21 protein-coding genes and 2 pseudogenes are annotated in these 24,447 nt (G+C 70.4%); 10 read left to right on the top strand and 13 right to left on the bottom strand.

Annotated elements, in window-relative coordinates; translation table 11 throughout:
- Positions 1-27: 27 nt before the first annotated feature.
- The gene (locus A9977_RS19540) at positions 28-915 is read right to left on the bottom strand and encodes an alpha/beta hydrolase (protein ID WP_183026545.1); all 888 of its coding nucleotides are present in this window, start codon (positions 913-915) and stop codon (positions 28-30) included.
- Between the two features lie 108 nt (positions 916-1,023).
- Complete coding sequence (gene mutL / locus A9977_RS19535; protein ID WP_183026544.1) at positions 1,024-2,907, bottom strand: DNA mismatch repair endonuclease MutL; 1,884 nt, start codon at positions 2,905-2,907, stop codon at positions 1,024-1,026.
- Positions 2,908-3,065: 158 nt separating this feature from the next.
- On the opposite strand from mutL, the gene A9977_RS19530 reads away from it, so the two are divergent.
- The 3 genes and pseudogenes from A9977_RS19530 to A9977_RS19515 all read left to right on the top strand — a co-directional run bounded on the left by A9977_RS19530 (position 3,066) and on the right by A9977_RS19515 (position 7,180).
- Positions 3,066-4,853: an IlvD/Edd family dehydratase gene (locus A9977_RS19530; RefSeq protein WP_183026543.1), complete on the top strand. Its 1,788-nt coding sequence runs from the start codon at positions 3,066-3,068 to the stop codon at positions 4,851-4,853.
- A 102-nt stretch (positions 4,854-4,955) separates the two neighbouring features.
- Positions 4,956-5,780: pseudogene (locus A9977_RS34770) on the top strand (fumarylacetoacetate hydrolase family protein).
- A gap of 38 nt (positions 5,781-5,818) precedes the next feature.
- Positions 5,819-7,180, top strand: a complete 1,362-nt coding sequence (locus tag A9977_RS19515) for an MFS transporter (RefSeq protein ID WP_183026540.1) — start codon at positions 5,819-5,821, stop codon at positions 7,178-7,180.
- Here A9977_RS19515 and A9977_RS19510 read toward each other — a convergent pair.
- The 3 genes and pseudogenes from A9977_RS19510 to A9977_RS19500 all read right to left on the bottom strand — a co-directional run bounded on the left by A9977_RS19510 (position 7,177) and on the right by A9977_RS19500 (position 9,869).
- Positions 7,177-8,115, bottom strand: a complete 939-nt coding sequence (locus tag A9977_RS19510) for a LysR family transcriptional regulator (RefSeq protein WP_183026539.1) — start codon at positions 8,113-8,115, stop codon at positions 7,177-7,179. The genes A9977_RS19515 and A9977_RS19510 overlap by 4 nt on opposite strands.
- Positions 8,116-8,125: 10 nt before the next feature.
- Positions 8,126-9,340: pseudogene (locus A9977_RS19505) on the bottom strand (dienelactone hydrolase family protein).
- A gap of 28 nt (positions 9,341-9,368) precedes the next feature.
- Positions 9,369-9,869 carry a GNAT family N-acetyltransferase gene (locus tag A9977_RS19500; protein WP_183026538.1) on the bottom strand — a complete coding sequence of 167 codons (501 nt, stop codon included), beginning with the start codon at positions 9,867-9,869 and terminating at the stop codon, positions 9,369-9,371.
- 48 nt (positions 9,870-9,917) lie between these two features.
- Here A9977_RS19500 and A9977_RS19495 point away from each other — a divergent pair, with 48 nt between their 5' ends.
- Positions 9,918-10,580, top strand: coding sequence for a DedA family protein (locus tag A9977_RS19495; protein ID WP_183026537.1), 663 nt, complete (start codon positions 9,918-9,920; stop codon positions 10,578-10,580).
- A gap of 149 nt (positions 10,581-10,729) precedes the next feature.
- Here the strand turns inward: A9977_RS19495 and A9977_RS19490 are convergent, their stop codons facing one another.
- The 3 genes from A9977_RS19490 to tsaE all read right to left on the bottom strand — a co-directional run bounded on the left by A9977_RS19490 (position 10,730) and on the right by tsaE (position 13,060).
- Complete coding sequence (locus A9977_RS19490) at positions 10,730-10,993, bottom strand: glycine zipper domain-containing protein (RefSeq protein ID WP_183026536.1); 264 nt, start codon at positions 10,991-10,993, stop codon at positions 10,730-10,732.
- 136 nt (positions 10,994-11,129) lie between these two features.
- Entirely contained in the window at positions 11,130-12,554 is a 1,425-nt protein-coding gene (locus tag A9977_RS19485) for an N-acetylmuramoyl-L-alanine amidase (RefSeq protein ID WP_183026535.1), read from the bottom strand.
- A complete protein-coding gene (gene tsaE, locus A9977_RS19480; RefSeq protein WP_183026534.1) occupies positions 12,551-13,060 on the bottom strand; it encodes a tRNA (adenosine(37)-N6)-threonylcarbamoyltransferase complex ATPase subunit type 1 TsaE in 510 nt (169 codons plus the stop codon). Before tsaE ends, A9977_RS19485 begins: the two co-directional genes overlap by 4 nt.
- Here tsaE and queG point away from each other — a divergent pair.
- Positions 13,046-14,113: a tRNA epoxyqueuosine(34) reductase QueG gene (gene queG / locus A9977_RS19475; protein ID WP_183026533.1), complete on the top strand. Its 1,068-nt coding sequence runs from the start codon at positions 13,046-13,048 to the stop codon at positions 14,111-14,113. The genes tsaE and queG overlap by 15 nt on opposite strands.
- Before the next feature lie 4 nt (positions 14,114-14,117).
- Here queG and A9977_RS19470 read toward each other — a convergent pair whose 3' ends face one another.
- The gene (locus A9977_RS19470; RefSeq protein WP_183026532.1) at positions 14,118-14,945 is read right to left on the bottom strand and encodes a siderophore-interacting protein; all 828 of its coding nucleotides are present in this window, start codon (positions 14,943-14,945) and stop codon (positions 14,118-14,120) included.
- 129 nt (positions 14,946-15,074) lie between these two features.
- Positions 15,075-15,650, bottom strand: coding sequence for a PadR family transcriptional regulator (locus tag A9977_RS19465; protein WP_183026531.1), 576 nt, complete (start codon positions 15,648-15,650; stop codon positions 15,075-15,077).
- Positions 15,651-15,765: 115 nt separating this feature from the next.
- Between A9977_RS19465 and A9977_RS19460 the strand changes: the two genes are divergently transcribed.
- From A9977_RS19460 to A9977_RS19450, 3 genes are all read left to right on the top strand, one after another.
- Entirely contained in the window at positions 15,766-16,428 is a 663-nt protein-coding gene (locus tag A9977_RS19460) for a response regulator transcription factor (RefSeq protein ID WP_183026530.1), read from the top strand.
- Positions 16,428-17,804 (top strand): ATP-binding protein, encoded by a 1,377-nt coding sequence (locus A9977_RS19455; RefSeq protein ID WP_183026529.1) that lies wholly within the window; start codon positions 16,428-16,430, stop codon positions 17,802-17,804. Before A9977_RS19460 ends, A9977_RS19455 begins: the two co-directional genes overlap by 1 nt.
- A gap of 92 nt (positions 17,805-17,896) precedes the next feature.
- Positions 17,897-18,298: a YgiW/YdeI family stress tolerance OB fold protein gene (locus A9977_RS19450; RefSeq protein WP_183026528.1), complete on the top strand. Its 402-nt coding sequence runs from the start codon at positions 17,897-17,899 to the stop codon at positions 18,296-18,298.
- On the opposite strand, the gene A9977_RS19445 is transcribed toward A9977_RS19450, so the two are convergent.
- The 3 genes from A9977_RS19445 to A9977_RS19435 are packed head-to-tail and all read right to left on the bottom strand — an operon-like array spanning position 18,295 to position 22,690.
- Positions 18,295-19,389, bottom strand: coding sequence for a mechanosensitive ion channel family protein (locus A9977_RS19445; protein WP_183026527.1), 1,095 nt, complete (start codon positions 19,387-19,389; stop codon positions 18,295-18,297). The two genes, A9977_RS19450 and A9977_RS19445, sit on opposite strands and share 4 nt — an antisense overlap.
- The gene (locus tag A9977_RS19440) at positions 19,386-21,638 is read right to left on the bottom strand and encodes an FUSC family membrane protein (protein ID WP_183026526.1); all 2,253 of its coding nucleotides are present in this window, start codon (positions 21,636-21,638) and stop codon (positions 19,386-19,388) included. The genes A9977_RS19445 and A9977_RS19440 overlap by 4 nt, the downstream gene beginning before the upstream one ends.
- A complete protein-coding gene (locus A9977_RS19435; RefSeq protein ID WP_183026525.1) occupies positions 21,638-22,690 on the bottom strand; it encodes an inositol monophosphatase family protein in 1,053 nt (350 codons plus the stop codon). The genes A9977_RS19440 and A9977_RS19435 overlap by 1 nt, the downstream gene beginning before the upstream one ends.
- A 193-nt stretch (positions 22,691-22,883) precedes the next feature.
- On the opposite strand from A9977_RS19435, the gene A9977_RS19430 reads away from it, so the two are divergent.
- Complete coding sequence (locus A9977_RS19430) at positions 22,884-23,633, top strand: RNA methyltransferase (RefSeq protein WP_183026524.1); 750 nt, start codon at positions 22,884-22,886, stop codon at positions 23,631-23,633.
- Positions 23,634-23,667: 34 nt separating this feature from the next.
- Positions 23,668-24,447: a serine O-acetyltransferase gene (gene cysE, locus A9977_RS19425; protein WP_183026523.1), complete on the top strand. Its 780-nt coding sequence runs from the start codon at positions 23,668-23,670 to the stop codon at positions 24,445-24,447.

Here is a 24,447-nt window from a genome sequence, read left to right as displayed (position 1 = left end):
CGTCGGAATTCCGGGCCGGCGGGCCGCTCAGAGGCCGTGCGTGCGAAGCTCGGCCACCTCGGTGCCCGGCGGCTTCATGCGGAACAGCTGCGACAGGGCCGCCCGGTACTGGGCCGCGCCCACCGAATTGGTGTTGTGGTGCGAACCGCCTTCGACCAGCACGAACATCTTGGGCACCCGGGCGGCTTCGTAGAGCTTGCGGCCCAGCGTGGGGTTGATCAGGCTGTCGGCGGTGCCGTGCACCACCAGCAGCGGCGCGCCGATGTCCTTGACCTTGGTGATGGCCTCGAAGCGCTGGGTGATGAAAGGGCCGAAGGGCAGCCAGCCCCACTTGAAGCTGCTGGCCACGTCGGCGATCGAGGTGAAGGTGCTCTCGACGATGGTGCCGCTCTCGTCGTTGACGTGCGCGGCCAGGTCGATGCCGATGGCGCCGCCCAGCGAATGGCCGAAGATGTAACGACGCTGTTGCGGGTGGCGCGCGGCCAGCCATGTCCAGGCGGCGCGGGCGTCCTCGCGGGCGGTTTCCTCGGACGGCAGGCCGGCCGAACTCTTGCCGAAGCCGCGGTAGTCGATGGCCAGCACCGAGAAGCCCAGTTCGTGCATCCGGCGCATGCGCGGGGCCGAACCGGCCACGTTGTAGCGTGCACCGTGCAAGTACAGCAGCACGGGGGTGTCGACCGATTCCGGGGCGCCGCCCAGCCAGAGGCCGTGCAGCCGGGCGGGCTCGCCGGTCACGGAGGAGCTGAAATCGATCCAGACATCCTCCATGCCCTGGGTCATGGCTTCCGAATTGCCCCAGCTGCGGTCGCTGGGCTGGAAGATCCATTCACGCTGGCGCTCGTCGAGCGTCGAGCAGCCACCGGCCAGCAGGGCGATCAGGGCGGTGGCCGTGGCGAACAGGGACCAATGTTTCATGCGTGGGGTGACAGACAGGTCAGGTAGGCGGAAAGTTCCGACCAGAAGACCATGCAACGTGCGTGCCCGCCGCTTCGCTGACCCTCGGAAACCCTTGTATTGGTTCTGTTACCTGCCGCGCAGGAACAGTCCGTCGAGCTCACGCACGCTCAACTGGCGCCAGGTGGGCCGGCCGTGGTTGCACTGGTCGGAGCGCTCGGTGGCCTCCATCTGGCGCAACAGGCCGTTCATCTCGTCCAGCGTGAGCTGGCGGTTGGCCCGCACTGCCCCGTGGCAGGCCATGGTCGACAGCAGCTCGTTCTGGGCCCGCTGCACCACCGTGCTGGCATCGTGCTGGGCCAGCTCGGCCAGCACGCTGCGGGCCAGCTCGACCGGGTCGCCCTCGGCCAGTGTGCCCGGCACCGCGCGCACCGCCAAGGTGCGCGGCGAGAAGGGTTCGACCTCCAGGCCCAGCGTGGCCAGCACCTCGGCGCAGGCCTCGGCGGTCGCCACTTCCTGCGGCGTGGCGGCGAAAGTGGCGGGAATCAGCAGCGGCTGGCTGCTGATGGCGGCGCCCTCGAGCTGGACCTTGAGCCGTTCGTAGACGATGCGTTCGTGCGCCGCGTGCATGTCGACGATCACCAGCCCCTGGCTGTTCTCGGCCAGGATATAGATGCCCTGCAGCTGCGCCAGCGCGCGGCCCAGGGGCCAGACGGGTTCGCTGTCGGCGGCAGGCGGCGCGGTGGCACCGGCCTGCGCCGTCACCGCGGGCTGCGGCCGTGGCGCGGACCAGGGCGCGGGCGCGTCGATGGCCGTGTCGGCCGTGGTTTGCGGTGTGGTCGCGGGTGCCGAGGGCCACATCGCCGCCAGGTCGCCCGTGCCGCGCTCGGCCGCGAAATGCATGCGCGGCTGGGTCCAGGCGGGCAGGCTGGGGGCCGGGGCGGCCGAGCTCGGCGAGAACAGCGGCACGGCGGCCGGTGCCTCGGCGTCGCCCGCGCGCGGTGCGGCCAGCGCATTCTCGACCGCGTGGCGCACCGCCTGGTGCACCTCGCGGCCGTCGCGGAAGCGCACCTCGATCTTGGTCGGGTGCACGTTGACGTCGACCCGGGCCGGGTCGATGGTCAGGTAGAGCGCATAGACCGGCTGCCGCTGGCCGTGTAGCACGTCTTCGTAGGCGCTGCGCACCGCGTGGTTGAGCACCTTGTCGCGCACGAAGCGGCCGTTGACGTAGAAGAACTGCTGGTCGCCGCGCGAGCGCGCCGCATCGGGGATGCCGGCCCGGCCTTCGACGCGCACCGCGCCGCGCTCGTGGTCGACCGCGACGCTCCTCGCCACGAAATCCTCGCTCAGCGCGTCCGACAGCCGCGGATCGCGCGTGCCGGTGGCGCGCCATTGCTCGACCAGCTTGCCCTCGTGCCAGACCGAGAAGCCGACGTCGGGCCGTGCCAGCGCGTGGCGGCGCACCGCCTCCACGCAATGCGCGAGTTCGGTGGCGTCGGTCTTGAGGAACTTGCGGCGCGCGGGCGTGGCATAGAACAGCTCCCGCACCTCGACCGTGGTGCCCTCGGCACGCGCGACCTGGCGCAGTTCGCCGGTGCGGCCGTCGAGCGCATAGGCCGCGTCGGCGCCGCGGGCGCGCGAGTGCAGCGTGAGTTCGGCGATCGAATTGACGGCCGCCAGCGCCTCGCCCCGGAAGCCCATGGTGCCCACGGTCTCGAGGTCGTCGAGGCTGGCGATCTTGCTGGTGGCATGGCGGCGCAGCGCCACGCTGAGCTCCTCGCGCGGAATGCCGCCGCCGTCGTCTTCCACCGAAATCAGCCGCACGCCGCCAGCCGACAACCGCAGCGTGACCTGCGTGGCGCCGGCGTCGAGTGCGTTGTCGACCAGTTCACGCACCACCGAGGCCGGCCGTTCGACCACCTCGCCGGCCGCGATCTGGCTGATCAGTTCGTCGGGCAGCTCGCGGATCGGGCGGCGTTCGGGCAGGGGGCTGGAAGAGGGAAGGGCGCTCACCGGGGCATTCTAGAAGCGCGGGCAAGCCAGCGGACCCGACGGGGCATCGGGTGTATTTGGAACGCTTATACGGCCTCGCAACCGATCTCATTGGCGCTCGAAGAATCGCCCACCTAAGCTCCGGCCGCACAACGACAACGCACAGGAGACAGACCGCAATGACCCCCCGCCCCCTCCGCTCCGCCTCGTGGTTCAACAACCCCGAACACAGCGAACTCTCGGTGCTCCACCTGGCCTGGTACCTGAACTACGGCCTCACCCGGGAAGAGCTGCAGTCCGGCAAGCCCATCATCGGCATCGCGCAGAGCGGCTCCGACCTCACGCCCTGCAACCGCCACCACCGTGAGCTGGCGCTGCGCGTGCGCGAGGGCATCCGCGAGATGGGCGGCATCGCGATGGAGTTCCCGATGCACCCGATCCAGGAGAACGGCCGCCGCCCCACGGCCGCGCTCGACCGCAACCTGGCCTACCTGGGCCTGGTCGAGACGCTGACCGGCTACCCGATCGACGGCGTGGTGCTGACCACCGGCTGCGACAAGACCACGCCGGCCGCGCTGATGGCAGCGGCCACCGCGAACATCCCGGCCATCGTTCTCTCGGGCGGCCCGATGCTCAACGGCTGGCACGATGGGGAGCGCACCGGCACCGGCACCACGCTGTTCAAGGCGCGCGAGCTGTTCGCCAAGGGCAGCATCGACTTCCCGGGCTACATCGACCTGGTCGGTTCCACCGTGCCCTCGATCGGCCATTGCAACGTGATGGGCACGGCCTCGACCATGAACGCGCTGGCCGAAGCGCTGGGCATGAGCCTGCCGGGCTGCGCGGCCATTCCGGCACCGTACCGCGAGCGCGGCCAGATGGCCTACGAGACCGGCCGCCGCATCGTGGAGATGGTGCGCGAGGACCTCAAGCCCTCGGACATCCTGACGCGCGCGGCCTTCGAGAACGCGATCGTCGTCAACTCGGCCATCGGCGGCTCGACCAATGCGCCCATCCACCTGATCGCCGTGGCCAAGCACGCGGGCGTCGACCTGGTGATTCAAGACTGGGAGACCGTGGGGCTCGACGTGCCCTTGCTGCTCGACATGCAGCCGGCCGGCAAGTACCTGGGCGAGGAGTTCTTCCGCGCCGGCGGCGTGCCGGCCGTGGTGGCGGAACTGCATCGCCACGGGCTGATCCGCGACGACGCGCTCACGGTCAACGGCAAGACGCTGGCCGCCAACTGCGCCGAGGCACGGATCAAAGACGCCGACGTGATCCGGCCCTTCGAGGCGCCGCTGCGGGAGAACGCCGGCTTCCTCGTGATGTCGGGCAACCTGTTCGACAGCGCGATCATGAAGACCAGCGTGATCTCGGACGAGTTCAGGGCGCGCTACCTCAGCGCGCCCGGCGACCTCGACGCCTTCGTCGGTCGCGCGATCGTCTTCGACGGCCCGGAAGACTACGAACGCCGCATCGAGGACCCGGCGCTGGACATCGATGCCTCGTGCATCCTGTTCATGCGCGGGGTCGGCCCCATCGGGCATCCGGGTTCGTCGGAAGTGGTGAACATGCGCGCGCCCGCGCACCTGCTCAAGAGCGGCGTCTCGGCGCTGCCCTGCATCGGCGACGGCCGGCAGTCGGGCACCTCGGGTTCGCCCTCGATCCTGAACGCCTCGCCCGAAGCCGCGGCGGGCGCGGGCCTGGCCCTGCTGCAGACCGGCGACCGGGTGCGCGTGGACCTGAAGCAGCGCACGGTCAACATGCTCGTGAGCGACGAGGAACTGCAGGAACGGTCCCGTCAGCTGGAAGCGAAAGGCGGCTACCCGATCCCGGCGAGCCAGACGCCGTGGCAGGAAATCCAGCGCGCGATGGTGGACACGCTGTCCGAAGGCATGGTGCTCAAGCCCGCGACCAAGTACCAGCGCGTGGCGCAGACGGCGGGCATTCCGCGCCGCAATCACTAGGCAAACCCTCTGCGTGCGCAGGGCACGCAGACGCCGACGGCCGTACGGCCCCGGCGTGCCCTCGCGCGCACCCCGTATTTTTTCAATCCAACCGGAGTCAACATGAAATGGATGAGCGTTCCCACGCAGGACGGCCTGCGCGTGGGCCATGTGAAAGAGGGCGATGCGCTGCAGTTCGTCGATGCACGGTGCATGCAGGACATCGTGGCGGGCGCGGCTTGGCGCGACGTGGGTGAGGCCGTGCCGCTGGCCAGTGTCAAACCGGGGTTGCCCTTCGTGCCGAGGAACATCCTCTGCGTCGGCGCGAACTACCGCGACCACTGCATCGAGACCGGCCTCGCGATCCCCGACAAGCCGGTGATCTTCGCCAAGTTCACCAACACGCTCGCCGCCGACGGCGATGCGCTGACCTGGCCCGAAGGCTTCACCGCGCAGGTCGACTGAGAGGCCGAGCTCGGTGTCGTGATCGGCCGCCGTGCCCGCGGCGTCAGCGAGGCCGATGCGCTGTTGCATGTCTTTGGCTATGTCGCGGCCAACGACGTGAGTGCGCGCGACGTGCAACTGGGCGAGGCGCAATGGGTGCGCGGCAAGTCGCTCGACGGCTTCTGCCCGCTGGCGCCCGCGCTGGTCACGCGCGACGAGATCGCCGACGTGCAGGCGCTCGGCATCCGCTGCCTGGTCAACGGCGAAGCGGTGCAGTCCTCGAACACGCGCGAGATGATTTTCTCCGTGCCTTATCTGGTCGCCTACCTGTCGCGCGCCATCACGCTCGAGCCCGGCGACCTGATCCTCACCGGCACGCCGGCCGGCGTCGGGCTGGGCCTCAAGCCGCCGCGCTTCCTCAAGCGGGGCGACGTGGTGACGGTCGAGATCGACGGCCTGGGCTCGGTGACGAATCCGGTCGAAGGCGCGTTCGCACGCGGCTGAGCCCGGGCCCGATCAATAGAACAACAGGAGACAAGAGAATGAGCCCCTACAGCACCCTGGTCACCGCGGCCGTCGGCAAGGCGCGATGGCGCCTGCTGCCGATGCTGATCGTGATGTACATCATGTCGATCCTCGACCGGGTCAATGTCGGTTTCGCCAAGAGCGCGCTGCAGATCGACACCGGCATCAGCGACAGCGCCTTCGCGCTGGGCGCCGGCATCTTCTTCGTGAGCTATGCGCTCTTCGAGGTGCCGAGCAACGTGATCCTCTCGCGCGTCGGCCCGCGCATCTGGCTCAGCCGGATCATGGTGAGCTGGGGGCTCGTGGCCTCGGCCATGATGTTCGCGACCACCGAGACGTCCTTCTATGCGCTGCGCTTTCTGCTGGGCATCGCGGAGGCGGGCTTCTATCCGGGCGTGCTGCTGACGCAGACCTACTGGTTCCCGGCCCAGGTGCGGGCGCAGGCCAACGGCATCCTGCTGTTCGGCTTCGCGGGGGCGCTGGTCATCGGCGGGCCGGTCTCGGGCGCGCTGCTCGACATGCACGGCATCGGCGGCCTCAAGGGCTGGGAATGGATGTTCCTGATCGAGGGCGTGATGGCGGTGGTGGTCGGCCTCGTCGCCTTCTTCGTGATCGTCGACCGGCCGCAGCATGCGAAGTGGCTCACGCCGGCCGAGCAGAACGCGCTGCAGGCGGTGCTCGACGAGGAAGCGGCGAAGAAGTCGGTCCACAGCCCGCAGACGGTGTGGCAGACGTTGCGCAACCCGAAGGTGATGTTCTTCGCGCTCAACTTCTTCATCGTGCAGATCGCGGCCTATGGCCTGATCTTCTATCTCCCGACCCAGGTGGCGCAGATCATGGGCCAGAAGATCGGGCTGACGGTGGGCCTGGTCACCAGCATCCCCTGGCTGCTGGCGCTGTTCGTGGTCTTCTTCGTCACGCGCTGGTCGGACCGGCACCACGAGCGGCGCCGCGTCACCGTGGCCTCGCTCTACACGGTCTTCGGTGTCTGCGTGTGCCTGTCGGCGCACGGCTCACCGATCTTCGCGATCGCGGCGCTGTCGGTCGGCGCCTCGACCTACCTGTCGGGCACGCCGATCTTCTATGCCTTCCTGTCGGAGCGCCTGTCGGGGCTGGGCATCGCCACCGGCATCGCGCTGGTGAATTCGATCGGCAACTTGGGCGGCTTCGTGGCGCCCAGCCTGCGCACCCACGTCGAGCAGCACCATGGCGGTTCCGCCGCCGGGCTCTACGCGCTGGGCAGCGCGGCGCTGCTGGCGGCCCTGATGCTGGCGCTGATGCCCAGGGGCTGGCGCACGGTGGTGGCCGCCACGCGTGCCGTGCCGCGCGAGCGCATGGCGGTGCGCGAGGGCGCCGGCGGCATTCTGCCCAAGGCCTAGCGCGCGAGCCGCCAGGCGCGCGAGAGGGCCTGCATCGCGCAGTCCACTTCCGGGCGCTCGAGCGATGCGGCCAGGCAGACGAAGCGCAGGTCGCTGTCGATGCCGACCCGGTCGGCGATCACCACGCCGTCGTGCTGGCTGGCGCGCAGCGCCACCGCATCGCGCGCCAGCGAGATGCCCACGCCCGCGCGCACCAGCGCGAGCATCGACGACTCCTGGTCGGCCTGCGCAGCCTTCTTCAGCACCAAGCCGTGCGCCTGCAGCACCGGCGCCAGCAGGCGCGAGTGCGAGGAACTCGCCGGGGCCAGCACCCAGGGCAGGCGGCCCAGGTCGGGCCAGTCGCGGCCCATGACCTGCGGCGCCCAGCCGGGCGGGGCGATCACCTGGTAGGAGAAGGGGCTCAGCACCTGCGAGTGGAAGCTCCGGCCCGCGCTGCGCCGCGCCGCCGGGCTGGCCTGCGGCAGGTCGCTCGCGTTCGGGTCGCCCAGGTAGAAGCCGATGTCCAGCTCCTTGTCGAGCAGCCTGGCCAGCACCTCGCCGCTGGTGCCGTGGTGCAGTTCGGTCTCGAGTTCGGGCGCCAGCGCCACCAGTTCCGCCAGCAGCGCGCTGAGCCGCGTGAACTCGGGATCGAGGATGGTGCCGATGCGCAGCGATCCGCGCACCCCGCCCTTCATGCGTTCCGCCGCCAGCACGAAGTCGTTGAGCCCTTCGAGCGCATGCTCGGCGTGCTGGAGCAGGGCCGCGCCGTCGCGCGTGAGCAGCAGGCCGGTGGGCGTGCGCTGGAACAGTTCCAGCCCGACCAGCGCGCCCAGTTCCTTCAACTGCAGGCTCACCGCGGGCTGCGTGAGGAACAGGCGCTGCGCCCCGCGCGACACCGAGCCCTCGCGCGCGACCGCCACGAAGGCCTGCAGCAGCCGCGGGTCGACCTTCTTCATCCGCCGGTGTTCACGCGAGCAGCGTGTTCGAAGGCAGCTTCTCGTCCAGCAGCTTGCGCGCGGTCTCGATGCCCGCGACTGGCAGCAGCTTCGGGTCGAGCAGGCCGACCTGCACCAGCACGCTGGCCTGGTCCCAGTAGATGTGCTCGTGGTAGAGCTTGTTGCCGCGGAACTTGATCACCGCGAGCAGCGGCACCTCGACGCGCCTGCCGGTCGGCGCGACGCCCGGCAGCATCCACGGGATCTCGGTGGTGTGGGTGAAGCAGAACAGCAGTTCGTCGACCACCTGCGTGGCGCCGACGGTGCGCGAGATCGAGGTCAGCGTGGTGTCGGGCGGGTTGCTGTTGACGAAGTGGTTGGTATAGAAGGCGTGCAGCGCCCGGTAGCCCACGCCGCCGGTCATGGTCGGGATGTGGTTGACATAAGGCTCGGGCACCATGGTCGACATGGTGTCGTCGACGTTGCGGGTGCCGAACTCGTACTCGCAGTGCTTGTCCCACAGCGCCGACAGGTCGTAGTGCGGGCCGATCGCGCCCTTGAGCGTGGCGATGCTGCGATCGTGCGCCATCAGCGCCGAGGGCTTGTGGAAATGCTCGCCGCCGGCACGCGCGAAGGCGTGGTCCATGCCGGGGTAGACGTACAGCGACACACCCGGCCGGCCCTTGAGCGTGGCGACGATGCGCTCGCGCGCCTCGGGCGGGCAGAAGCCGTCTCGCTCGGCGATGTGCAGCGTGAGCGGGCAGCGGATCTTGTCGGCCTCGTCGAGCGCGGCGTCGATGCCGACACCGTAGTAGCCGACCACCGCATCGGCATCGGTGCGGCAGGCCGCCAGATACGCCAGCTTGCCGCCCAGGCAGAAGCCCAGCACGCCGACCTTCCTGTCGGTCACTTCGCTGCGGGCGCGCAGTGCGTCGATGGCGGTCTGCATGTCCTACATGCCCCTGGCTTCGTCGAAACCGCCGTAGAGCGCGAAGGCGCGCTGCCAGTCGGCCTCGCTGTAGCCGAGTTCGACGTTCGGCTCCTGGCGCCAGAACAGGTCGGGCACCAGCACCACATAGCCTTCCTCGGCGTAGTAGTCGGCCACCTCGCGCATCGTGTGGTTGATGCCGAAGATTTCCTGGGCGATCACCAGGCCCGGGCCGGTGCCGCCTTCGGGCAGTGCGAGGTAGCCGCGAAAGGTGCTGCTGCCGTCGGCGGCGTTCATCTGGATGTAGGTGCCTGTCATCGTGCGTGTCTCCGGGTGGGGTGGTTTCTCATTCGGGTCGCTTCAGCTGCTTGAATATGACGTAGGCATCGACGAAGCCCAGCGTCGGATGCCTGAACGCGCCGGGCAAGGTGCCGACGATGGCGAAGCCCATCTTGCGCCAGAGCCGCACCGCGCCCTCGTTGGTCGACACCACGAAATTGAACTGCAGCGCGCAGAAGCCCATGCGCAGCGCCTCCTGCTGCGAGTGTTCGCACAGGGCCGAGGCCACGCCCAGGCCGCGCGCGGTGTCGGACACCACGTAGCCGCAGTTGCCCACGTGCGCGCCCTGGCCCGGCTGGTTGGGCCGGATCGCGTAGGTGCCGAGCACCGTGCCCTGGTCGTCGCAGGCCACGAAGATCGCGGTGGGCACGGTTATCCAGGACTTGCGCGCCTGTTCTTCCGTGATGTCGGGCGGGTAGGAGTAGGTGTCGCCGCGGCGGAAGGTCGGTTCGAGGACGGCCCAGAGAGCGGGCCAGTCCGCCTCGGTGGCGGCGCGGATGTGCAGCATTGGGGGGATTCACGGAGCGTTCGGGTTCAACAAGGATAATCCGCGCCCATGGAAATCATCAGCTTTCTCGTCGACTTCATCCTTCACATCGACAAACACCTGGAGGCTTTCGTGATCGCCTACGGGCCGTGGGTCTATGCGCTGCTCTTCGCCATCGTGTTCGTGGAGACCGGCGTCGTGGTGATGCCTTTCCTGCCCGGCGACTCGCTGCTGTTCATCGTGGGGGCGCTGTGCGGCATCGGCCTGATGAGCTTCCCGATCGCGTGTGTGATCCTGATCGCCGCTGCGATCCTGGGCGACCAGTGCAACTTCACCATCGGCCGCTACTTCGGGCCCAAGGTCTTCCAGTGGGAGGACTCGCGCTTCTTCAACAAGAAGGCCTTCGACCAGGCCCATGGCTTCTACGAACGCTACGGCGGCGTGACCATCATCCTCGCGCGCTTCATGCCCTTCATCCGCACCTTCGCCCCCTTCGTGGCCGGCGTCGCTGCCATGGAGCGCGGCAAGTTCACGCTCTTCAATGTGGTGGGCGCGTTGATCTGGGTGCTGGGCATCGCCACCGCCGGCTACTTCTTCGGCAACCTACCGCTGGTGCGCGAGCACCTCGAAAAGATCATCTGGGGCCTGATCCTGATCCCCGGCCTGATCGCCATCTTCGGCGCCTGGCGCGCCGGCCGGGCCGAGAAGGCCCGGGCAACCATCAACCCCTGAGCAGCGACCACCCGAAACGGAAGAAGCGCGCCGAGGCGCGCTTCTGACTGTTCCAGGGATACCGCGGAACCGGCTATGCCGGGCCGCCGGTATCGTCCCCGGAAGGGGGAGGGCTAGCGACACGAAGTGCGCGACGCCTCGGGGGAGAGTTAGTACCGGGGCCCGTTGTTGGGGTAGTAGCGCTGCTGATTGCGCTGGTCCGCATTGCGGCCCACTTCGTTGCCGACCAGGCCGCCGATGGCGGCACCGCCGACGGTGGCCGCCGTGCTGCCGCCGATCGCGTTGCCTAGCAGGGCACCGCCGACCGCGCCGCCTGCGACGCCGAGGTTCTGGTTGGGTCCGTTGCCGGCGCAGCCGGCCAGAGTCATGACGGTGGCGGCGACGGCCGCCGTGGTCCAGAGACGTGTCTTCATGGTGTGCACCTTTCAAGGAGTGATGCGTCCATTCTCTGGCTGCCTCTGCATTCCGTTGTAGGCGCAGGCCGCGCCCCCCTGCGCGAGAGGGCGCGGCATCCTTGCGAGACACGGCGGGGCCCGGGGCCCACCGGTCCTACAGCTGCCGGCTGCGCGCCAGCGGCGGGTTCTGCGCGAAGTAGCGCTGGATGCCGCGCATCAGCGCATCGGCCAGGTCTTCCTGGTACTTGGTGCTGCGCAGGTTGGCTTCCTCTTCCGGGTTGCTGATGAAGGCCGTCTCGACCAGCACGCTGGGAATGTCCGGCGCCTTGAGCACCGCGAAGCCGGCCTGTTCGACCTGCGGCTTGTGCAGCCGCGCGCCGATGTTGCGGATCTCGCCCAGCATCGCGCTCCCGAGCTTGAGGCTGTCGTTGATCTGCGCGGTGGTGCTCATGTCGAGCAGCGCGCGCTGCACCTGCACCTCGTGCGCACCCACGTTGAGCCCGCCCACCTTGTCGGCCTGGTTCTCCTTGTTCGCGAGCCAGCGCGCCGCGCTGCTCGAGGCGCCCGACTGGCTCAGCGCGAACACGCTGGCGCCGCGCGCGGCCGGCGTGGTGAAGGCGTCGGCATGGATGCTCACGAACAGGTCGGCCTGCACGCGCCGCGCCTTCTGCACGCGCGTGCCCAGCGGCACGAAGAAGTCGGCGTCGCGCGTGAGGAAGGCCCGCATCGGGCTGCCGTTGACGTTGCCCGCGTTGATGCGGTCGCGCAGCCGGTGCGCGACCTGCAGCACGATGTCCTTCTCGCGCGTGCCGTTGGGGCCGATGGCACCGGGGTCCTCGCCGCCGTGGCCGGGGTCGAGCGCCACGATGATGATGCGGTCGGTGCGGCTCGCCGTGGCGGCCACGCGCGGCGGCGGTGGCGGCGGGGCCACGGGTGGCGGCACGGGCGCGACCGGCGGCCTGGCGGGCGCCGCGGCCACCTGCGGCGGCGCAGAGGGCTGCGGAGCGGAGGGCCGCGTCGCCTGCTGCGCCATCAGGTCGCCCAGCGGGTCGGCCGCGGGCGGCGCGGCCGCGACGGCGCTGCCCGCGCGCGGTGCGTCGCGCAGCCGCTCGGCGATCAGCGCCTCCATCGGGTCGACGGGTTGCTCGGGATAGAGGTCGAGCACCAGCCGGTGCCGGTAGGCCGCGATGGGCGCGAGCGAGAACACCTGCGGCTGCACCGCCTGCTTGAGGTCGAACACGATGCGCACCACGTTCGGTGCGTACTGGCCCACGCGCAGGCCGTTGATGTACGGGTCGCCGGGCTTGATCTGGCCCACCAGGTCGCGCAGCGCCGGGTTGAGCTCGATGCCCTCGATGTCCACCGCCAGCCGCGGCGGGCTGCCGACCACGAGCTGCTGGGTCTGCAGCCGGCCGTCGGACTCGATGGTGACGCGGGTGTAGTCGGTGGCGGGCCACACGCGCACCGCCATGATGGTGGCGCCGCGCGCGATCTCCTGCACGCCCAGCAGCAGCACCAGGCTGCCGGCCTTGAGGAAGGTGCGGCGCGGTGCGCCGTCGGGGTTCTGTGCCTTCTTCATGCAGCGGCGGCGTCCAGCAGGGCCTTGCCGCGGGGCGTGCCGGCGCGGAGGTTCACGGTGCGGGTGTCGTCGGTCATGGTGTCGATCCTAAGGGTGAGGTCTGCAGGCGGCAGTCGACCGGCCGCGTTGTCGGGCCATTCGGCCAGCTTGAGGCCGGGGCCCGCGAAGATGTCGCGAAAGCCCGCGTCTTCCCATTCGCGCGGGTCGCTGAAGCGATAGAAGTCGAAGTGGAAGATGAGCAATCCGTCGGGCGCCTCGTGCGGCTCGACCACGGCATAGGTCGGGCTCTTGATGCGTCCCGCGATGCCGAGCGCACGCAGCAGATGGCGAACGAAAGTGGTCTTGCCGGCCCCGAGGTCGCCGTGCAGCGCGAGGAAGGCATCGCGCAATCCGGGCGCCGCCGCGAGGGCGCGCGCGAAGGCCTCGGTGTCGGCCTCGCTGCGCCAGGTCAGCGTGGCGAGCTTCGCCTCGGGCGTTTCTACAATCGGCAGGTGATCGGCAGCCATCCACTCGTTCTTCGTATTCAGGCCTTGGCCCGGGAATTGGGATTCTCCCAAATCGGCATCGCGGGCGTCGATCTGTCGAGCGCCGAGCCGGGTCTGATGCAATGGCTGGCCCAAGGGTTCCATGGCGAGATGCATTACATGGCGACCCACGGCACGCGCCGCGCGCGGCCGGCCGAGCTGGTGCCGGGCACGGTGTCGGTGATCACCGCGCGCATGAACTACCTGCCGCGCGCCACGCCAGCCGACTGGCAGGCCGTCGAATTCGCGCGGCTCGAGCGGCCGGGCGAGGCCATCGTGTCGGTCTATGCGCGGGGCCGCGACTACCACAAGGTGCTGCGCAACCGGCTCGCGACGCTGGCCACGCGCATCGCCGAGGAGGTCGGCCCCTTCGGCCACCGCGCCTTCACCGATTCGGCGCCGGTGCTCGAAGCCGAGCTGGCCTCGCGCAGCGGCCAGGGCTGGCGCGGCAAGCACACGCTGGTGCTGGACCGCGACGCGGGCTCGATGTTCTTCCTGGGCGAGATCTACGTCGACATGGCGCTGCCCGAGAGCGCGCCGGTCACGCCGCACTGCGGCAGCTGCAGCGCCTGCATCGACGTCTGCCCCACCCAGGCCATCGTCGCGCCGCAGCGGCTCGACGCGCGGCGCTGCATCTCCTACCTGACCATCGAGCATCCGGGCGCGATCCCGGCCGAGCTGCGGCCGCTGATCGGCAACCGCATCTACGGCTGCGACGACTGCCAGCTGATCTGCCCCTGGAACAAGTTCGCGAAGAAGAGCGCGCTGCCCGACTTCGATGCGCGCGAGGGCCTGACCGGCCGCACGCTGGGCGCGCTGTTCGCGTGGAGCGAGGAAGAATTCCTGCGCCACACCGAAGGCAGCCCGATCCGCCGCATCGGCCACGAGCGCTGGCTGCGCAACATCGCGGTCGCACTGGGCAACGCGCTGCGCGCCGGGGAGGCCGACGCGGCCGAGGCGCTGGCCTCACGCGCCGAGCACCCGAGCGCGCTGGTGCGCGAGCACGTGGGATGGGCGCTGGCGCAGGCCGACTGAGTTCTTACTCGTCGTGCGAGTCGTGCGTGCCGGCGCTGCCGTCGCGCCAGTAGCCCGAGGCGCGGATCCACTTCGGGTTGGCGCGGCACTCGTCGATCAGGTGGGCGCGCAGCGCCTTTGCGTGCGCCGATTCGCAGCCGATCCAGGCATGGAAGGCGCCGGTGGGCAGGCGTGCCGCATGCAGCGCCGCCAGCAGCGGTGGCGTGCCGCGGGCGGCGCCCGAGCGGTGCACCCAGGTGATGGCGACGTCGGCTTCGCTGGGCAGATCGACGTGATCGGCTTCGCTCTCGACCTCGGCCAGCACGACGGCCCGTGCGCCCTTCGGCAGCTCGGCCAGGCGGCGCGCGATCGCGGGCAGCGCGGTGTCGTCGCCGATCAGCAGGTGCCAGTCGAAGGCCATCGGCACGATGAAGGAGCCGCGCGGTCCGCCCACGCCGAGACGGTGGCCGGGCGCGGCGCGCTCGGCCCAGCGCGTGGCCGGGCCGGCTTCGTGCAGCGCGAAGTCGATCTCCAGCGTGCACGCGGCGGCGTCGAAGCGGCGCGGCGTGTAGTCGCGCATCGTGGGCCTGCCGCCCTCGGGCCAGATCGGGCCCTCGGGGCCGGCGGTCGGCAGCGCGAGCACGCCGGTCTGCTCGTCGGGGAAGAAGAGCTTCACGTGGTCGTCGAAGCCCGGGCTCGTGAAGCCCTCGAGCGCGTCGCCGCCGACGGTGACGCGCACCAGGTGCGGCGTGATGCGCTGGACCTGCCGCACTTCGAGTTCACGGAAGCGCAGCGGGTGCCGCACGCGTTGCGGTGTGCGGTCGGGGAAAGAGGCATTGGTGGTGTCGTTCAAATCAAAACTCCATGAAAGGCGAAACAGGTCTTGGCCAGACACACCGCGGAACCGGCTTTGCCGGGCCGCCGGTGTGGCCCCCTTGAGGGGGGAGGCGGCCACACGCAGTGGGCAAGCAACGGGGGTGGGTCAAATCTGTTCAAGTTGTTGTGCGGCGTGGTCGAGCACCGCGGCGAAGGCATTGGCTTGCGCCGGCGTCAGCGCTTCACGCGCGAGTCGCATTCGCATGGCTAGCTTGAGGTTCTCGATGGCCCGCATGACCTGCGGCGGCCGGCCGGCCCGCGGGCCGGCGCCATCGACGCCACCGTTCATCCGCGTCAGCATGGCGTCGGCGGTGGCGCGGTTTTCGGCCAGGAAAGCCTGGCCGGTGTCGGTGATGCGGTAGCGCTTGCGGCCGCCGGCATCGGCTTCCTCGACCGTGAGGTAGCCCAGTTCTTCCATCAGGGTGAGCGTGGGGTAGACCGTGCCCGGGCTGGGGCTGTAGGCGCCGCCGAGCCGGTCCTCGATCGACTTGATCAGTTCGTAGCCGTGGCTGGGCTTGTCGGCGATCAACTGCAGCAGCACGAAGCGCAGGCCGCCGTGGCCGAAGATCCGGCCGCCGCCGCCGCGGGGACCGCGACCGCCGCCGAGGCCGTCCTCGTGTTCGCTGCGGGCCATGCGCGCGTGATGGTGGCCGTGGGAATGGTGGGAGTGGGAATGTCGCATGGGATTCTTTCGTTCTATCTGATTTGATAACGATATATCTAAATAGAGTCTAAGTCAACCGGATCGCGCGCCGGCGCCTCAGATTCGCTTCATCGCGCTGCGCTAGCCTTGCGCCATGCGCATCCTCCTGGTCGAAGACGATCCCTCCCTTGGCGCCACGGTCCAGTCGTGGCTGCAGCTCGACGGTTACGCGGTCGACTGGCTGCGCCGCGGCGACCAGGCCGACACGGCGCTGCGCACGCACGACTACCAGTGCCTGCTGCTCGACCGCGGCCTGCCTGGCATGGCGGGCGAGGCGGTGCTCGCGGCGCTGCGGGCGCGGCGGGCGGCGATCCCGGTGATCGTGATCACCGCGCGCGACACGCTCGAAGACCGCGTCGAAGGCCTGGACCTGGGCGCCGACGACTACCTGGTCAAGCCCTTCGACCTGGAGGAACTCTCGGCCCGCATCCGTGCCGCCTTGCGCCGCGAGGCGCGTGAGCCGGCACCCACGCTGCGCCATGGCGGCGTCGAGCTCGACCCGGCCGCCAAGCGCGTGACGCGCGACGGCGAACCTGTGCCGCTCACCGCGCGCGAGTTCGCGGTGCTGCTGGCGCTGATGCGACGCAGTGCCCAGGTGCAGAGCCGCGCCCAGCTCGAGGAGGCGCTCTACGGCTGGGGCGAGGAGGTCGAGAGCAACGCGATCGAGGTGCATGTCTACAACCTGCGCAAGAAGCTGGGCAGCAAGTTCATCGTGACCGTGCGCAACCAGGGCTACGGCCTGGGCGCGGTGGCTTGATGCGTGCCCGTTTCCAGCGCTGGCGCGCCGCGCGCCGTGCCGCGCGCGGCGCCTATTCGCTGCGCCGACGGCTGATCGCCTCGGTCCTCGGCGCCAGCGTGGCGGTCTGGCTGGTGAGCCTGGCGGTGGTGGTGCACGTGGCCTGGCGCGAGACCAGCGAGGTGTTCGACGATGCGCTGAAGGAGGGCGCGCGGCTGGTGTTGGTGCTCGGCACGGCGCAGGCGCCGAGCAGCGTGCCCGGCGATCTGGACGAGCGCCGCCAGGCCGCTAAGCTCGAACTGCACTACCAACTGGTGTCGCGCGACGGTCGCGTGCTGCACCGGGCCGACGAGGCGCCCGCGCAGCCCTTCTCGCGCGCCTTCGATCGTCGCAAGGGCTACGAGAACGTGTGGGTCGACGGCCGGGCCTGGCGCGTCTACCTGCTGCGGACCGCCGACGGCGGCGCGCAGGTGCAGATCGGCCAGCCCTGGGACGAGCGCCTCGAGCTGCTCGAGGAGATGGCCGAGGACCTGGTCTGGCCGATGCTGTGCCTGCTGGTGCTGCTCGGTGGCTTCTGCTGGTTCGCGATCCGCCGGCTGCTGCAGCCGGTGGAGCGCACCGCCGAACGCATCGCGGCCAAGTCGCCCGACGACCTGAGCCCAGTGGCCGCCGACGCGGAACCGCGCGAACTGCTGCCGATCGTGCGGGCGCTCAACCTGGTGCTGGGCCGGCTGGGTCATGCGCTGCAGGCCGAGCGGCGCTTCACCGCCGATGCGGCGCACGAGCTGCGCACGCCGCTGGCCGCGCTGCGCATGCGCATCCAGCTGATGCAGCGGCAGCAGGCCGCGCCGGGCGGCGCGCCGGTCGACCTGCAGGGCCTGCGCGAAGAGGTCGACCGCTGCACCGCGCTGACCGAGAGCCTGCTCGCGCTGGCCCGGCTCGACCCCGAGCGGCCGGAGGCCCTGGTGACGGAAGCGGTGGATCTCGATGCGCTCATGGGCCGCTTGGCCGCCGCGTGGCCGGGCACGGCCCTGCAGTGCGGTGGCGGCGGCCTGCTGCTGCAGGCGCATCCCGCGCTGCTCGAGAGCGCGCTGCGCAACCTGGTCGACAACGCGCTGCGCTACGGCGGGCCGGGCGGCCGCGTGCAGGTCGAGGCCACGTCCGTCGACGGCAGCGTGCGCATCAGCGTGCGCGACGAGGGCCCGGGCGTGTCCGAGGCCGATTGCGCGCGGCTCACCGAGCGCTTCTACCGCGTGCTGGGCAGCGGCCAGGCCGGCAGCGGCCTGGGCCTGTCGATCGTGGCGCGCATCGCGGCGCTGCACGGCGCCACGTTGCGCTTCGAGGCCGGCATCGAGGGCCGGGGACTGGGCGTGGTGATGGATTTTCCGGCCGCTTGAGCGGCATCAGATCGCCTTCAGCTTCGGCGGTTTCAATGCGCTCATGCCTTCGGTGCCTCCGGCGCCGGGCATTCAACTCAAGGAGTGACACCATGAAAAAGACCGCTACAGCCCTCGTTCTCGCGCTCGGCATCCTGGGCGCCACCGCGCCCGTGCTGGCCCAGTACACCGGCCCGTCGCCCGCCGCCAAGGGCCAGGCCGCATCGACCTACACCGGCCCCAGCACGGTGCCGCTGATGACGGTGAAGCAGCTGCTCGAGACCGGCCGCGACGACCAGTACGCGCGGCTGCAGGGCCGCATCGTGTCGCACGACGGCGGCAAGAACTACAGCTTCGCCGACGACAGCGGCCGCATGACGGTCGAGATTTCGGCCAAGCATTTCCCGCCGGGCCAGCCGGTCAGCGCCGAGCAGCGCGTCGAGCTGACGGGCGAGATCGACAAGGGCCTGCGCAAGACGGAGTTCGAGGTCGAGTCGCTGCGCCTGCTGCCCTAGACGGGCTGCTGTTGCGGCGGCAGCGCGGCGGCGCCGCGCGGCGCGGCCGCATCGCCGTCCTCCACGCGCAGGCGCGGCAGGAACTGCGGGTACTCGCGCTGCATGAAGGCGATCAGGCCCTCGCGCACCGTGCAGCGCAGGTCGAAGGCCAGGCCCGAGTTGGCCGCGGTGCACAGCACGCGGATCTGCATCGCGCGCTCGGTGGTGTCGACCACCCGCAGGTTGAAGAAGCGGCCGTCCCATTCGGGCGCGGCCTTCACCAGGCGCTCGACCTCGGCGCGCAGCGGTTCCAGCGGCATGCCGTAGTCGGCATAGACGAACACCGTGCCCAGCAGCTGCGCGTTGTGCCGGGTCCAGTTCTGGAACGGCTTCTCGATGAAGTAGCTCAGCGGCAGGATCAGCCGGCGGTCGTCCCAGATCTTGAGCACGACGAAGGTGCCGGTGATCTCTTCCACGCGGCCCCATTCGCCTTCGACCACCAGCACGTCGTCGATGCGGATCGGCTGGGCCAGCGCGATCTGCAGGCCCGCGATCAGGTTGCTGAACACCGGCTTGGCGGCCAGGCCGGCCACGATACCGATCACGCCGGCCGAGGCCAGCAGGCTGGCACCGACCTGGCGCGCGCCGGGGAAGGTCATGAGCATCATCGCGCCGCCGGCCACCAGCAGCATGCTGTTGGCGGTGCGCGCCAGCACGCGGGTCTGCGTGAGCACGCGCCGCGCCTGCAGGTTGTCGGCCGCGTCGTAGGGGTGCTTGGCGATCAGGCCGTCGGCGAAGCCGTTGACCGCGCGGATCGCGAGCCAGGCGGCCGCGGCGATCAGCAGCAGCCCGTTGAGGTGCCGCACGCCCGCGATGAAGCGCAGTTCGTCGGGCGCGGCCTGCCAGACCATCTGCAGGGCCAGCAGCGGCAGCACCAGCCGGGCCGCGGGTTTGATGTTGACCAGAAGCGCATGCAGCACCGGCGTGTGGCGCGTCACCCTCTGAAGCACCGCCGAGGCGACGCGGTGCACGAGCAGCGCGAGAAAGACGGCGATCAGGGCGGACAGGAGGGGAGCGAACCAGGGGTGGCCGAGCAGCATGTCTTGGGTCATCGTTCAGGGGTTCCTTGTGCGGAGGGGGGTGGAGAATCGTCGGAAAGGGATTGCAGGATGCGTGCCGCGTCGTCGCGCAGCTGCACCGAGATGCCGGTGGCCAGGTCGAGCCGGCGCAGCAGCCAGGGGCTGATGTCGTTGTCGAAGGGGTCGGGCAGCGGGATCGGGCCGGCCAGCGCGGTGGCCGGCGCGCCCGAGGGCAGGTCGCTGCCGGCGACGGGCGTGCTGCCGATCGCGGCCTCGATGCGCGCGGCGGTGCGCTGCAGCGGCCCTTCGATGTCGGCCGGCGTGAGCCGGTCGCGGCGCAGCACCAGCATCGATTTCACCGCGCTCAGCTGGGCCAGCAGCTGGTAGCTGTGGGCCTGCAGCTGTTCCAGCGGCACGATCGGCGGGCGCACCGCGCGCGGCTCCGACAGCGAGCGCTGTGTGGCTTGCACCAGCGCCGAGAGGCTGTCGAAAGCTTCCTTGCGCGCCAGCCGCCATTCGAGCTCGGGGCTGCTGTCGACCGCCTGCAGCTGGCCCAGGCCCAGCGCGAGCCGTGCGTGCAGGGCCTGCGCGCGCAGCGTGCGCGCCACCAGCGCCGGGATCTGGCTGCGCTCCCACGAGGGCAGCACGTAGCAAAAGGCCCAGGCCAGCGCGGCGCCGATCAGGGTGTCGGCGATGCGCTCGAACAGCGCGAAGGTCGGCGCCGCGCCGGTGTTGAGCAGGTGCGCCTGCACCAGCCCCAGCACCGTGGCTGCGACCGCGGTGATCAGGTAGCGCCGCACCGCGAAGCCGTGCGCCACCGCCTGCGCCACCACGGTCGCCGCCAGCAGCGCGAGGGCCGAGGGATGGGCCGACAGCAGGCCGACCGCCAGCACGCAGCCCAGCAGCGTGCCGGCGACCCGCGCGTTGCGCCGTTCCAGCGTCTGCGACAGGCTGCCGCGCAGCACCACCACGATGGTCAGCAGGATCCAGTAATCGTGCGAACCCCAGGGCAGCAGCAGCGCCACGCCGTAGCCCGCGGCGATGGCGAGCGAGGCCCGGATCGCATGGCGCAGCGGCGGCGCGTCCCAGCGCCACAGCGTGAGGAAGGGGCGCCACGACCAGGCCGTGGGGCTGACGAACATGTGCCAGTTGGCGCGCACCACCGCCAGGTCGGGTGCCACCTCGCCGCGTGCCATGGCGTGGAGCCGCAGCACCTCGTCGTTGATGTGGCCGATGCGGCTGGCCAGGCCGCGCGCCAGCATGGCGGCCGAGGGGCCGGCCGCGGCGCTGGCGGGGCTGTTGTCTTCGGGCGGGCGCACCGCGATCAGCTGCGCCCGGCGGTTGGCCACCGCCTCGGGGCGCCGGCCCAGCAGCAGCGCATCGGCCAGGGCCGCGGTGTCGTCGGCCAGCGCCTCGAGCACGCGGCGCATTTCGTTCAGGGCCGGCGCGTGCGAGGGGTTGGCCTGCAAGGCCTCGAGGTCGAGTTCGCTGGCCAGCAGGTGGTCGCGCATCTCGAGCACGATCACCAGCATGCCGGCGAGCCGCTGGCGCTGCGGCGTGCGCGGCGACTCGAGCACGATGTCGCGCGTGGCCTGCAGCTGGTCGGCCAGCGCGGCCTGCTCGCGCAGCAGGCGGCCCAGCAGGGGCGCGGGCACCTCGCGCACGTCGCCCGATTCCTCGCGAGAACTGAACTGGCTGGCCTCGGTGCGCATCAGCGCCGACAGCGACAGCAGCACGTCGGCCATGGCCTGCACGCGGTAGCGGCCGTTGAGCGCGAGGTTGGCCAGCGTCGCGTAGATCACGTAGAGCCCGGCGCCGAGGCCGAAGATCAGGGTGCGGTAGATCGCCTCGTCGAGGTTCTCGGGCTTGTGCGTGGCCATCGAGAAGATCATCGAGAACATCACCGCGATCGCGATCGGGATGCCGCGCTTGCCCCAGGCCATGGCGGTGAAGGCGAAGAAGGTGGCCGGCACCATCAGCAGGCCGAGCCGGATCGGCGCGCCGTGCAGCAGCTGAACCGCGAAGAACAGCGGCAGGCCGATCAGCGGGGCCGGCAGCATCTGCAGGAACTTGCCGCGGCGCGGGCCGGGCAGGTCGGGCGGCGCGGTGACGATCACGCCGACCGACGCGGCCGCCGAGGCCAGCGCGCCCAGCCAGAAATGCACGCCGGCCGAGATCAGGAACAGCCCGAAGGCGACCGAGAGGCCATTCGCGATGTAGTGGCTGAGGCCGACCCGCAGCGCGGCGCGGGTGCGCAGGACGGCGGCGCGCGGCGCCTGCATCAGCGGGCGGTGGGGTCGCCCTCTGCGGGCGGCGTGGCGGCGTCGCGCCGGATGCGGGTCAGCTTGCGCGGCGACGGCGCGACCGGGGCCGCGGGCGTTTCGTCGACGCCTTCGGCGTTTTCCGCGTCCAGGTTGGCGCTGGTGGTGCGGGCGTACAGGTCAGCCGAGGTGTCGGCTTCGGGATCGGCGCTGGCCGCGACCTGGCGCATGCGATGGCTGGCGCGCATCTTTTCGTCGACGCCGGCGAACTTCGAGTACTTGGCGAGCAGCGGCACCAGCTGGCCGTAGATGCGCGGGGCACCGGCCAGGCATTCGCGCTGCTCGAGGAACTCGGGCTCGCCGGTGAAGTTGCCGACCAGGCCGCCAGCCTCGGTCACGAGCAGCGAGCCCGCGGCCACGTCCCAGGGGTTGAGGCCGGTCTCGAAGAAGCCGTCGGTGAAGCCGGCGGCCACGTAGGCCAGGTCCAGCGCCGCCGCGCCCGGGCGGCGCAGGCCGGCCATGCGGGGCATCAGGTCGGCCATGATGGCCAGGTACTGCTTGAAGTTGTCGCCGGTGCGGAAGGGGAAGCCGGTGGAGATCAGGCAATCGGTGAGCTTGGTGCGCTTGCTCACGCGGATGCGCCGGTCGTTCATGTAGGCGCCGCGGCCCTTGGTGGCGGTGAACAGGTCGTTGCGGCTCGGGTCGTAGACCACGGCCTGCTCGACCTTGCCCTTGACCGCCAGCGCGATCGACACGCAGTAGACCGGGAAGCCGTGGATGAAGTTGGTGGTGCCGTCGAGCGGGTCGATGATCCAGACGAAGTCAGAATCCTTGGCGCCGTATTCGCTGCCCGACTCTTCCGCGAGGATGCCGTGGCCCGGGTACGCGGCGAGCAGGGTCTCGATGATGACCTTCTCGGCGGCGTGATCCACCTCGGTCACGAAATCGTTGACCTGCTTCTGCGAGATGCGAACGGCTTCGACGTCGAGCGCGGCACGGTTGATGATGGCACCGGCGGCGCGTGCGGCCTTGACGGCCACGTTGAGCATGGGATGGAGGTTGGGCGACGACATGGATTGTGGAAGAGCGGCGGGGGCAGGGGCCCTGAAGAGGCGTCCGGGCGATGCGGGACGCAGGAAGGCCGCGATTTTACAGGTCCGGCGCGATCCGGTGCATTTTTCGGGCCTTGGGAGGCGCCGCGCGGGCGGGAATGGCGACGCTTCCGTTCTAATCGGGGCCCTCCCGCACGCCTTCTCCTCGTTTTCCATGCGCACCCGTTTCATCCTGATCCAGACCAGCCACGCCGGCAACGTGGGCGCCGCCGCGCGCGCCATGAAGACCATGGGCTTCGACGACCTCGTGCTGGTGGCGCCGCGCTGGGCCAATGTGCTGCGCCGCGAAGAGACCATCCAGCGGGCCAGCGGCGCGCTCGACGTGCTGGCCAACGCGCGCATCGTCGACACGCTCGACGAGGCGCTCGACGGCGTCACGCACCTGTGCGCCACCGCCATGATCCCGCGCGACTTCGGCCCGCCCACGCGCACGCCGCGCGAGCACCTCGAGCCGCTGGCCAAGGCTGAACCGCCGCAGCACGTGGGCTTCCTGTTCGGTTCCGAGCGCTTCGGCATGCGCAACGAGGACGTCTACCGCTGCAACGTCGCGCTGAGCATCCCGGCCGATCCCAAGTTCGGCTCGCTCAACCTCGGCGCCGCGATCCAGCTGATCGCCTACGAATGGCGGCTGGCGCTGGGCGGTTTCCCGGTCACCGAGTCGGTCGCCCCCACGCAGGCGGCCGATGCCAAGGCCGTGGCCGGCATGCTCGACCATTGGGAACGCTCGCTGGTGCAGATCGGCTTCCTCGACCCCGAGGCGCCCAAGAAGCTGATGCCGCGGCTGCAGCAGCTGTTCAACCGCGCCCAGCCCACGCCCGAGGAGATCCACATCCTGCGCGGCATCGCCAAGGCCATGGCCGACGCCAAGACCCCGCCCGCCGCGCGCAAGGACGGCGCGACTTAGACTCCCGGGCCCTTTCGATATCACGACAAGATCCATGCTTTCGCGTCTGCGTTCCGACATCCAGTGCATCCTCGACCGCGACCCCGCGGCGCGCACGCGCTGGGAGGTGCTCACCCTGTACCCCGGCCTGCATGCCGTGGTGCTGCACCGCGTCGCGCACGGCTGTTGGACCCATGGCTTCAAATGGCTCGGGCGCTGGGTGTCGCAGTTCTCGCGCTGGGTCACGGGCATCGAGATCCATCCGGGCGCCAAGCTGGGCGAGCGGGTGTTCTTCGACCATGCGATGGGCGTGGTGGTGGGCGAGACCGCCGAGATCGGCGACGGCTGCACCATCTACCAGGGCGTGACCCTGGGCGGCACCTCGCTCTACAAGGGCGCCAAGCGGCATCCCACGCTGGGCCGCGACGTGGTGGTGGGCGCGGGCGCCAAGGTGCTGGGCGGCTTCACCGTGGGCGACGGCGCCAAGATCGGCTCGAATGCGGTCGTGACCAAGCCGGTGCCCGCGGGCGCCACGGCCGTGGGCATCCCGGCGCGCATCATCGTGTCGACCAGTGGCGCCAGCGCCGACGTGAGCGACACCGCCGCGCGCGGTTTCTCGGCCTATGGCCTCACGGCACAGGACGATCCGCTGTCGCAGGCCATGCGCGGCCTGATCGACAGCGCGGCCGGTCAGGAACACCAGATCGCGCTGATCTGGCAGGCGATCGAAAAGTTGTCGGCGCGCCAGCCCGAAGCGGCCGACTGCGTGCCCGGCGACGCCGCGCTTAGCGAGCGCTTCGAGGCCGAGAAGCTGGTGCAGCTGGTCGGGAAGTGA

Source organism: Variovorax sp. UMC13 (assembly GCF_014170375.1).
GTDB lineage: Bacteria > Pseudomonadota > Gammaproteobacteria > Burkholderiales > Burkholderiaceae_C > Variovorax.
Note: the sequence above shows the minus strand (reverse complement) of the source record. Positions and strands in the feature narration are given on the sequence as shown.